The sequence below is a fragment of the Isoptericola sp. NPDC060185 genome (assembly GCF_042728595.1).
Lineage (GTDB): Bacteria > Actinomycetota > Actinomycetes > Actinomycetales > Cellulomonadaceae > Isoptericola.
Genome location: NZ_JBHWYY010000026.1, coordinates 44,267 through 55,392, shown reverse-complemented (window position 1 = coordinate 55,392; position 11,126 = coordinate 44,267). Strand labels below are relative to the sequence as shown.

General features: G+C 73.8%; 6 protein-coding genes. 1 reads left to right on the top strand and 5 read right to left on the bottom strand.

Features of this window, described 5'->3' with window-relative positions; all coding sequences use genetic code 11:
- Nucleotides 1-46: 46 nt before the first annotated feature.
- The 3 genes from ACFWDO_RS10980 to ACFWDO_RS10970 form a co-directional block, all read right to left on the bottom strand.
- Nucleotides 47-655, bottom strand: coding sequence for an NYN domain-containing protein (locus ACFWDO_RS10980; RefSeq protein ID WP_380323970.1), 609 nt, complete (start codon nt 653-655; stop codon nt 47-49).
- 50 nt (nt 656-705) lie between these two features.
- A complete protein-coding gene (locus ACFWDO_RS10975) occupies nt 706-1,458 on the bottom strand; it encodes a PspA/IM30 family protein (RefSeq protein WP_380323967.1) in 753 nt (250 codons plus the stop codon).
- A gap of 97 nt (nt 1,459-1,555) precedes the next feature.
- Nucleotides 1,556-3,616 carry a TPM domain-containing protein gene (locus tag ACFWDO_RS10970; protein WP_380323964.1) on the bottom strand — a complete coding sequence of 687 codons (2,061 nt, stop codon included), beginning with the start codon at nt 3,614-3,616 and terminating at the stop codon, nt 1,556-1,558.
- Nucleotides 3,617-3,717: 101 nt separating this feature from the next.
- On the opposite strand from ACFWDO_RS10970, the gene ACFWDO_RS10965 reads away from it, so the two are divergent.
- Nucleotides 3,718-8,385 (top strand): GH92 family glycosyl hydrolase, encoded by a 4,668-nt coding sequence (locus ACFWDO_RS10965; protein WP_380323961.1) that lies wholly within the window; start codon nt 3,718-3,720, stop codon nt 8,383-8,385.
- Here the strand turns inward: ACFWDO_RS10965 and ACFWDO_RS10960 are convergent.
- Both ACFWDO_RS10960 and ACFWDO_RS10955 read right to left on the bottom strand, forming a co-directional pair.
- The gene (locus ACFWDO_RS10960) at nt 8,382-9,380 is read right to left on the bottom strand and encodes a TIGR03557 family F420-dependent LLM class oxidoreductase (protein WP_380323958.1); all 999 of its coding nucleotides are present in this window, start codon (nt 9,378-9,380) and stop codon (nt 8,382-8,384) included. The two genes, ACFWDO_RS10965 and ACFWDO_RS10960, sit on opposite strands and share 4 nt — an antisense overlap.
- Before the next feature lie 52 nt (nt 9,381-9,432).
- Nucleotides 9,433-11,121: a DNA repair helicase XPB gene (locus ACFWDO_RS10955; RefSeq protein WP_380323955.1), complete on the bottom strand. Its 1,689-nt coding sequence runs from the start codon at nt 11,119-11,121 to the stop codon at nt 9,433-9,435.
- Nucleotides 11,122-11,126: the final 5 nt, after the last annotated feature.

Genomic DNA, 11,126 nt, shown 5'->3' with positions numbered 1-11,126 from the left:
GCCCTGTTTCGGTGGCGAAACAGGGCCAAACGCCCGCTCACAGCGGTCAGATGTAGCGCAGCGGGTCGAACTCGTCGAGCGGGATGATCCGCACGCGCGGCAGCGAGGTGGTGAACGCGTCGGCGTCGCCCTCGAGGTCGAACATCTGCAGGCCGCGCTCGGTGAGCTGCGTGAATTGCCCGTTGACGAACTCGCGGAACGCCAGGAGGCCGACGCGGCGCTCGCCGCCGAGCAGCGCGTCGATCTGGGGCAGGAAGTCGCCGTCGTGGCTGGCGAGGAGGACGTCGCCGTCCCGGTCCGCCAGGGCCTCCAGGGTGCGCTGGATACCGACGTCGACGACCTTCTCCGTACCGGACGACGCCAGGGGGATCGGCTTGTAGCCCATCGCCAGGAGCGCCTGCACGAAGGCCATCGGCATCTGCCCGCTGCTCGCGTTGAGGAAGAACAGCGGGACGACGTCCTGCTCCCACAGCTTCTGCGCGAACGCGGAGATGCGGTCCCAGCGGGGCCGCTCCTCCGGGTTGGGGCGCCGACCCAGCACGTTCATGCCCAGGGTGGCGTCGATGTTCTCGCCGTCCACCAGGAGGTAGGTGCGGCGCCCGGCGGGCTCGACAGGAGCGGGCGCGGGGCCCGGGGCGGTGAAGGCGGGGGACATGCGGACCAGCGTATCCGCCCGCCCTCACCCGGGCGGTCAGGCGGGCTCCGTCAGGCGGGGTCGGCCGGGGAGATCTGCGGCGCCGCGGAGCCGCCGGCCTTGAGGGCGGCGAGCCGGGCCTCGAGCTCGATGTCCTGGCCGGAGGCCTCCAGCTCGGCGAACTGCGCGTCCAGGGACGACGCCGCGACCTCGGCCTGGCCCATCGCCATGGCCTCCTCGCGGCGCACGGTCTCCTCGTAGCGGGCCAGCTCGCTGGTCGGGTCGAGCACGTTGATCGAGCTGATCGCGCCCTGCACGGTCTGCTGCGCCTGCGCCGCCTTCTGGCGGGCCACGAGCTGGTCGCGCCTGGACTTCAGCTCGCCGAGCTTGTCCTTCATCGCCGCGAGGCCGGTCTTGAGCTTGTCGACGGTGACGCGCTGCTGCTCGATCATCGGCTGCGCGGTCCGGACGTCGGTCTCGGCGTCGAGCTGCTTGCGCAGCGCCACCTTGGCGAGGTTGTCGAACTTGTCCGCGTCGGCCGTGTTGCCGGCGGCGCGGTACTCGTCGGCCTTGCGCGACGCGGCCAGGGCCTTGGTGCCCCACTCGCTCGCCGCCTGGACGTCCTCGTTGTAGTCCTGCTCGGCGAGGCGCAGGTTGCCGATGGTCTGCGCGATCGCCTGCTCGGCCTCGGCGATGTTGTTCGTGTAGTCGCGCACCAGCTGGTCGAGCATCTTCTGCGGGTCCTCGGCCCGGTCCAGCAGCGCGTTGATGTTGGCCTTAGCGAGCTGGCTGATACGCCCGAGGATGCTCTGCTTCTGCGTCATGGTCGTGCTTCCTTCCGTCGCCCTGCTGCGGTGATGTTCGAGGTCGCTGCCTGCCAGAACGCCCGTCGCCCCGGCCGAGTTCCGTGTCGGTCCGTCGTCAGAAGCGGCCCCCGCGCGATCGTCCGCCGCGCCCGCCGGCCCCGCGACCGCTGCCGCCGCCGAACCCGCCGCCGCCGAAGCCCCCGCCGAACCCGCCGCCGTAGCCCCTGCGCCGACGGCCGCCGACGCCGCCTCCGATGCCGCCGCCGGAGCCGCGCAGCACCTGGTCGAGCAGGATGCCGCCGAGCACCATCCCGCCCACGTTCGAGCCGCCGGAGCGCCCGCCCTGGTTCATGTCCCAGGACCGCGTGTCCTGCTCGGCGAGCCGCGCCGCCTGGCCCGCGTACCGCTCGGCGAGCTGCGCGCGCTCGAGGGCGGCGGCCGGGTCCTGGGTCTGCAGGCCCTGCGCCTCGGCGACGAGGCGGGCCGCCTCCGCGAGGCGGGTGCGCGCCTCCGGCCCGACGGCGCCCCGGCGCGTGGCGACGTAGTCCTGGGTGGCGCGGACCTGCGAGTCGACGCGGCCCAGCGTGTCCCGCAGGAGGGCGCGGGCGCGCGCGTCCGACTCCGCCTTCTCCCGGGCGGGCGCCAGCGCGGCGTCCAGCGCCGCCTCGGCCGCGGTGAGGCGGTGCAGCGCGGACAGCGGGTCGCCGCCGGTGCGTGCGTCGCGCGCCTGCGCCATGGCCGCCTCGGCCTCCGTGAGCGCGGCGGCGACGGCGGCCCGGTCCGTCCCCTCGGGGGCCGTGCTGCCGGTGGGGACGAGGCGGGCCGCGTCGGCCACGTCCTGCCCGATCGAGGCGAGGCCCTTGTCGAGGTCGGCGCCCGCGGACGCGAGCCGCGCCCCCGCCGAGTCGACGGCGTCCAGCAGCGTGGCGGCCTGCCCGAGGGCGTTCTGCGCGGCACGCAGGTGCGCGACGGCCGCGGACCGGGTGCGGCCGGTGAGCGCGGCGCGCCCGGTGGTCACGGCCTCGCGGGCGTGCGCGACCAGCGCCGTCGCCTGCTCCGGGTTGCCGCTCACCGACGCGAGCGCCGTCGACGGGTAGGTGGCCGCGAGCCCGGCGAGGGTCTCTCGGGCCACGGCGACCCGGGCCTCGATCTCGCCGGCGCGCTGCTCGGTCTCGTCCAGGAGCTCGGGGGCGCGCTGCTGGAGCGCGCGCAGCTCGTCGAAGGCGTCGGTCTGCGCGTCGAGCGACGTGCCGGCCCGCTCGCACAGCCGTAGGACGCCGGCCAGCAGCTCGCGTCGCCGCGGCTCGTCCTCGGGCACGTCGTCGTCCAGCTCCTGGCGCAGGTGGAAGGCCTGCGCGACGTCGTCCTTGGCCGCTTCGAGCGCGGCCGCGAACTCCTTGGTGGCCTCGAGCCCGAACTCGGCCTGCGCGAACCCGAGCTCCTGCTCCGAGGTGCGCACGGCGTCGTCGATCCCGACGAGGGCGGTCCCGACCCGACGTTCCAGCTCCTCCGTGGGCAGCGCGGCGAGCGCGTCCGCCGGGGCGGCCGGTCCCGCCGGCGCCGCGGCTGTGCGACGGGAGCGGAACCAGAGCCAGCCGCCCACGACGACGATCACCAGGAGGCCGACGCCGAAGATCGCTCCCCAGGGCGCGCCCCCGCCGGTCGCCGTCGTGCCGCCCGTGCGCACGGTGTCCGCCGCGGCGATCGCGGCGCCGGCCCAGTCGCCGTCGCGCAGGTGGTCCTCGACCGTCTCCTCGACGGCGTCGAGCTGCGCGTCGGTGATGGCGGCGTTGTTGTCCACCGACAGCCCGTACGCGTCGTCCTCGGTCGCGACGGCGAGGAGCAGGTCGTTCGCGCCCAGCCCGCCGTTGTTCGCCGTGGCGTTCGCCCAGGTCGGGCCGTCGGCGCCGTCGAACGAGTCCACGTAGACCACGAACAGCTGGTACGGCGTCTCGTCCGCGAGGGCGTCGAGCGCGGTCTGCACCTGCGTCTCGTCGGCGGTGTCGAGCACCCCTGCCTGGTCGGTGATCTCGCTGGGGAGCTCGGTCAGCGGGGGGACGGCGGAGGCGGTGGCGGCGGGCAGGACGGTGGCGGCGGACGCCAGCGCCAGGGCCAGCACGCACGCGCCGACGGCCACGGCACCGCGGTGCCGGGCGGCAGGAGCAGGGGGATTCACGCCCCGATCGTGTCGCGCCGCCCCGGGCGACGCAATCGCGGTCCGGGCCGGGGTGCGACCGACCGTTGACCGCCCGGTCGTCGCTCCGTATCATCCGTCCCATGACAGCGCTGTCGAGCGGCCGCTCGGCCCCCACGCCCCGCCGCACCTCCCCGGCCCCACATCTCCGTCGGATCGCCGTCCCCACGGCTCTCGCCCTGCTGGCGTCGGCGGTCGTCGCGCCCCTCGCCGCGCCGGCGAGCGTCGCGCAGGAAGAAACGGGGACCGACTACACGCGGTTCGTCAACCCGTTCATCGGGACGCAGGGCGACCACGGTCAGGACGGCCCGGGTGCCATCGCCCCGTACGGCCTCGCCACCGTCACCCCGACGACGACGCCCGGCAACCACGTCGGCTACGAGTACACGGCGGACACGCTCCGGGGCTTCACGAACGTCGCGCTCGACGGCGTCGGCGGCGGGGGCGGCGCCGGCGACGTGCTGGTGGTGCCGACCTACCGGACCTACACCTCACGGCCCGCCACGAGCAGCTACGACAAGGCGATCCGCACGGCCGACGGCGCCAAGGACGAGTCCGCGACCGCGGGGTACTACCGCGTGGGGCTCGACGAGTCCGGAAAGGACATCGACGCGCAGGTGACCGCCGCGACGCGGACCGGCGTGCACGACTACGCCTTCGGCTCCGCAGGCCACGCGTCGCTCGTCGTCGACCTCCAGCACACCGGCAACGGGCGCCGGGCGACCGACCTGGAGGTCGGCACGAGCCCCGAGGGCAACACCACGCTCTCCGGCTCGTTCACCGGCTACTTCTACAACTCCGCGTACAAGCTCTACTACTACGCGGAGACGACCGTCCCGACGTCGTCGGTCCAGACCTGGGGGAGCGGCGGGCTGAGCGGCACGCGCACCTCGCAGGACGGCACCGACATCGGCGCGGTCCTGAACTTCGACGCGGCGGCGGGCGAGCACGTGGGCCTGCGGGTCACCCTTTCGCCCGTCAGCGCCAGGCAGGCGGAGCGCGACGCGGCCGTGGAGGTCGGTGGCAAGACGTTCGACCAGGTCCGCAGCGCGACCAAGGCCGAGTGGAACGACCGGCTGGGCAAGGTCGACGTCGACGCGAGCACCACGAACGACCCGACCGGCGACCTCGAGACCCAGCTCTACACGCACCTGTACCGCCTCGCCGACACCCCGATGAACGCCACGTCGACCGACGGGACGTACCGCGGCGCCGACGGTGTGATCTACCGCGCGGAGGGCTACACCCACTACGACTCCTGGTCGCTGTGGGACGACTTCCACAAGTACGCGGCGGTGGCGTCGGTGTACCCCGACGTCTACCGGGACGTCGTCCAGTCGCTCGTCGACCTGTACGCCGAGGTCGGGACCAGCGGCAAGAGCGTGGGCAGCCTGCTGCAGTCGGTGCCGACGGTCCGGTGGGAGCGTGCGCCGGTCGTCGTCGCCGACGCCATCTCCAAGGGCGCGCAGCTCCAGGGGCTCGCGCAGGCGTACCCCGCGCTCGTCGCCCAGGTCGGCGGCCCGGCCAGCCTGACCAACCTCGACTCGCGCGCGGGCGGCCTGCTCGGCTACTCCTACGACGCGTACGGCCTGTCCGTGATCGCCGACGCGATCGGCAGGACGTCCGACGCCGACCGTTACCGCACCGAGGCCGCGCGGTGGGCGAAGGCGTACGACGCCGACGCCCTGACCGACGACGCGCGCGCGAAGGCCGCGACCGGCGCCGCCGCCGGCGTGGACCAGGTCGGGCTGCTGATGCCGCGCTCGTCGAACAGCGACGCCGCGGGCTTCACCGCCACGGACCCCGAGAAGTGGCAGGCCGCGGGCCTCTACCAGGGCACGCTGTGGCAGTACGCCTGGTACGACGCGCAGGACCTCGGCGGCATGGTCGAGCTGATGGGCGGCAAGCAGCAGGCCGCGAAGGCCGTGAACTACTTCTTCGGCACGTACACCGACGACTGCTCCCGCAACCTGCACCTGTACGCCAACGAGATCTCGGTGCACGCGCCGTTCCTGTTCAACTACGTCGGCGACCCGGCGCAGACGCAGGACCTCACCTACCGCACGGTCACCGAGCCGGTGTGCACCCGCTACACGGCCGACGGCTCGTCGACCACGGCGTCGAAGAAGCGGGTCTACCAGAACACGCCCGACGGCATGCTGGAGACCATGGACAACGACGCCGGGACGATGTCCGGCTACTTCGTGTCCAGCGCGCTCGGCCTGTACCCGGTGATGGCGGGCGGCGACACGTTCCAGATCACGTCGCCGATCTTCGACCGGACGACGGTGCACTACCCGGGGGGCAAGGACCTCGTCATCGAGGCCCCTGGCGTCAGCACGGCGAACCACTACATCCAGGACGCGACGCTGAACGGGGTGCCGCTGCACCGCACGTGGCTCACCGCGGCGGAGATGAACGCGGGCGGCGTCCTGCACTTCACCATGGGCGCGACGCCCTCGTCGTGGGGCGCCGACGGCGTCGCCGAGGACTCCGTGGTCGACCACGTCCCCAGCTCCCTGTACCGTCCGGACGACGCCGTCTCGACGTCGTCGCGCGTGTTCGAGGAGTCGGACGCGAACGACGGCTCCGTCGACGGGGCGGTGTCCGTCCGGGTGAGCGGCACGACGCTCGCCGGCGCGGTCGGCGCCGACGTCACGGCGCAGGTCCGGGCTGCGGGGGTGCCGAAGGGGCTGCGGCTGCGCGCGACGAAGACCGGGGACGCCACGCTCGACCTCACCCTCGAGGGCCGGGCCGCGCGGCACCTCGTCGACGACTCGACCGACGACCTCGAGGTCACCCTCGCGGCCGACGCGTTCGCCGGCACCGCGCCGTCCGCGGCCGACCGGGAGCTCACGCTCCGGGTCCGCTTCGACGGGTACACGCTGACGCCGAGCACCACGACGCTCACCGCCGACGCGAAGGGCGCCGTCAAGAGCACGGTCGACCTGACGCTCGCAGGCGGTGCGACGTTCGCCGGCAAGAACCGCCCCGCGCTCCAGGGCGCCATCACGTTCCCCGGCCTCGACGACGGCGTGACCGCGCAGGTCGCGCGGACCGGCGACACGACGGCGGAGGTCACGTTCAAGGGCAGGTTGCGGAGCGCCACGAGCACGCACTTCACGGTGCGCCTGACCGACGACGCCCTCCGGGGGGCCACGGCCGCCCAGGTCACCGGCGCCGGCACGACGGCCCTCGACCCGTTCGCGATCTCGCCCGCGACGTCCACCCGCGCGGACCTGCGGGCTCTCGTCGACGACGCGCGCCTCGTGACCGCCGACCGCTACTCCGCGGCGTCGTTCGACGCCCTCGGTTCGGCCCTCACGGACGCGGAGTCGGTGCTGGGCGACGACGACGCGACGGAGTACGCGCTGGCCTCGGCGCTCGCCGTGCTCCGGGCCGCCGTGGACGGGCTCGAGATCGCCGGCGACGGCTACCGGGTGCTGCAGGCGGAGGACGACGACCAGTGGTCCGGCGGCACGCTGAAGACGGAGGGCGGCGGCAGCGGCACGGTCGTCGGCGGCATCGCGCCCGGCTCGTGGCTGGCGTTCCGGGGCCTCGACCTCTCCGGCGCCCCGCTCGACTCCGTGACGATCGACTACTCCCACAACCCGGGGACGGCGTCGGCCGGCTCCGCCGTGGAGCTGCGCACCGGCTCGCCGACGGGCCCGCTCGTCACGACGGTCGCGCTGCCCACGACGAACGGGTGGTCCAACTACACCGCGCTGACGCACACGTTCACGCAGGAGGAGGCCGCGCGGCTCGACGGCGCCGAGGACGTCTACTTCGTCTTCACCGGCGCGCTCGCCCCGGGCCAGAGCTGGGTCGCGAACGTCGACTGGTTCCAGTTCGCGGCGGAGGCCGACGCGGTCGCGACGTCGACCAAGGTCCAGTTCGAGTCGGTCCGCAGCGGCTACGGCTCGCTGGGGGCGGCGGACTCCGGGCTCGTGGCCGGCACCGACTTCGTGGGCGCCGACCTCAAGACGGAGGCCGGCTCGGTGGGCGGGCAGCTCGCCGGGACGAAGGACGGCGCGTGGGTCCGATACCCGGCCGTGGACCTCGGCACGCACCGCGCCGCCTCGGTCAGCATCCGCTACGACGCGCCGTCGACCAAGGTGTCCGGGGGCAGCCTCGACCTCTACGCGGACTCGATGTCCGGCGACCCGCTCGTCACAGTCCCGCTCGCACCCACGGGGTCGGGCTGGGGCACCTACGCGACGACGACCGTCCCGCTCCCCGAGGAGCTCACGGGCAGCCACGCCATCTATGTCGCCCTGCACAGCGCGCCCACCGCGAGCCAGCCCTACGTGGGCAACCTCGACTGGTTCGAGCTCGGGTACGCCGTCGACAAGACCGCCCTGCACGCGGCGGTCGCCCGGTACGGCGACCTCACCGCCGACGCCGACCTCTACCTCGCCGCCGACTGGGCCGTGTTCGCGCGGGCCCTCGCCGCGGCGAAGGCCGCCGACGCGGACGCCGACGCCACGGCCGGCGAGGTCGCGGAGGCCCTGCGCGTGCTCACCGCGTCGGGCGACCAGCTGCGGTGGAAGGTCGTCAAGCAGGTGGACGCGCTGCTGTCCCGGGCCGAGGCGGTCGACCCGGACGACGTGACGGCCGCGTCGTACGCCCGGCTGCAGCGCGCGGTCGCGGACGCCGAGGCGCTCGACCCGGCGACGAGCAGCCATGACGCCTGGGAGGCCGCGCTGTCCGGCCTGGAGCGGGCCTACGACGGGCTACGGGGCCGCCGCTAGTCCGAGGTGTCCGAGGGCGCCGCGGCGCGCAGTGCCTCGAGGAGCGGCCCGGCGGCCTCCTCGAGGAACTGCGCCTGGCGCTCGTCGCCGATCTGCACCAGGGCGAGGTCGGTGAAGCCCGCCTCCCAGTAGGCGGAGGCCGCCTCGACCACCGCGTCCAGGTCGGGCCCGCAGGGGATGGCCTCCGCCACGTCCTCCGGGCGGACGAAGGCCGTGGCCCGCTCGAACGCCTCGGTCGTGGGGAGGTTCGCGTTCACCGGCCAGCCGAGGCCGAACCAGCGGAACTGCTCGTGCGCGCGGGCGACGGCGGCGTCCTTGTCCGGGTCCCACGAGACCGGCATCTGGCCGATCTTCCGCGACGGGGGGAGCGCCCCGTCCGCGCGGACGGCGTCCCACCGCTCGACCAGGTCGGCCTTCGGCTCGGTCGCCACGAGGTGGTCTGCCAAGGGCGCGAGATGCTCGACGGACTGCGGGCCGGAGACCGCCACCCCGATCTCGACCGGCTCGTCGGGCAGGTCCCACAGCCGCGCCGAGTCGACCTGGAAGTGGTCGCCGCGGTAGCTGATCAGGTCGCCCGTGAACAGCGCGGAGACGATCTCGACCGCCTCCGCCAGGAGCTCGTGCCGCTCGTCCACCGCGGGCCATCCCGCCCCGACGACGTGCTCGTTGAGGTTCTCACCGGCGCCGAGCCCCAGGGTGAACCGGCCGTCCGAGAGCAGCCCCACGGTGGCGGCTTTCTGCGCCACCACGGCGGGGTGGTACCGCAGGGTCGGGCAGGTCACGTACGTCATCAGCCCGACGCGGTCGGTCGCGTGGGCCACCGCCCCGAGCACGCTCCACGCGTAGGGGGAGTGGCCCTGCGCGGGAAGCCACGGGAAGTAGTGGTCGCTCATGACCTCGAAGTCGAAGCCGGCCCGCTCGCCCCCCGTCGCGTACTCGACGAGGCTCTTCGGGCCGGCCTGCTCGGTCATCAAGGTGTAGCCGAAACGGGTCATGCGGCCACCGTGCGACGGCGGCCGCATGCCCGCACGCCGTCGACGGGCCGGACTACCTCGCGGCGTCGGGAGCCTCGAGGTCCTCCGCGTCGACGATGCGGTACGCGTACCCCTGCTCGGCGAGGAACCGCTGCCGGTGGGCGGCGAAGTCCTGGTCGACCGTGTCGCGGGCGACGACGGCGTAGAAGTGCGCCGTCCGGCCGTCGGCCTTGGGACGCATGACGCGCCCCAGCCGCTGCGCCTCCTCCTGGCGGGAGCCGAACGACCCGGACACCTGGATCGCGACGGACGCCTCCGGCAGGTCGATGGAGAAGTTCGCGACCTTGGAGACCACGAGCCGGCCGATCTCGCCGGAGCGGAACGCCTCGAACAGGCGCTGGCGCTCGCGGACCGTCGTCGCGCCCGTGATGAGCGGCGCGTCGAGGTGCGCGCTGAGCTCCTCCAGCTGGTCGAGGTACTGGCCGATGACGAGCACCTGGTCGTCCGGGTGCTGCGCCACGATCCGCTCCACCACGCGGTTCTTGCCGGGTGCGCACGCGGCGAGCCGGTACTTGTCCTCCGGCTCGGCCGTCGCGTACACCATCCGCTCGTGCTCGGGCAGGGTGAGCCGCACCTCGACGCAGTCGGCGGGGGCGATGTAGCCCTGCGCCTCGATGTCCTTCCACGGGGCGTCGTAGCGCTTGGGGCCGATGAGGCTGAACACCTCGTCCTCGCGGCCGTCCTCGCGCACCAGGGTGGCGGTGAGGCCGAGGCGACGGCGCGCCTGCAGGTCCGCCGTCATGCGGAAGATCGGCGCGGGCAGCAGGTGCACCTCGTCGTAGAGGATGAGGCCCCAGTCGCGGGCGTCGAGCAGCTCGAGGTGGCTGTACACGCCCTTCCGCTTGGTGGTGAGCACCTGGTAGGTGGCGATGGTGACGGGCTTGATCTCCTTGCGGGAGCCCGAGTACTCGCCGATCTCGTCCTCGGTGAGGGTGGTGCGGCGCACCAGCTCGTCGCGCCACTGGCGTGCGCTGACGGTGTTGGTCACGAGGATGAGCGTGGTGGTCCCGCTCTTCGCCATCGCGCCCGCGCCGACGATCGTCTTGCCGGCGCCGCAGGGCAGCACGACGACGCCCGAGCCGCCGTGCCAGAACCCGTCCACGGCCTGCGCCTGGTACGGGCGCATCTCCCACTCCTTGGGCTGCTCCGTGGGCGTGCGCGGGTGGGTGGGGGAGGCGAGGGCGATCTCGTGCTTCTCGCCGTCGACGTAGCCGGCGAGGTCCTCCGCGGGCCAGCCCAGCTTCACCAGGACCTGCTTGAGGTGGCCACGTTCGGACGGGTGCACGACGACGGTCTGGTCGTCGACGCGCTCGCCGACCAGGCCGGCGGTGCGCTTGGACTTCAGCACCTCGGCGAGCACGGCGCGGTCGCTGGCCTCCAGCACGAGGCCGTGCGTGGGGTGGGTCGCGAGCGTGAGGCGGCCGTAGCGGCCCATCGTCTCGGCGACGTCGATCAGCAGCGCGTGCGGCACCGGGTACCGCGAGTACTCGATGAGCGTGTTCACGACCTGCTCCGCGTCGTGCCCGGCGGCGCGCGCGTTCCACAGCCCCAGGCTCGTGAGGCGGTAGGTGTGCACGTGCTCCGGCGCACGCTCCAGCTCCGCGAACGGCGCGATGGCGCGGCGGGCGTCGTCGGCGCGGGGGTGGTCCACCTCCAGCAGGATGGACTTGTCGCTCTGCACGATCAGCGGGCCGTCTGGCATGCGGT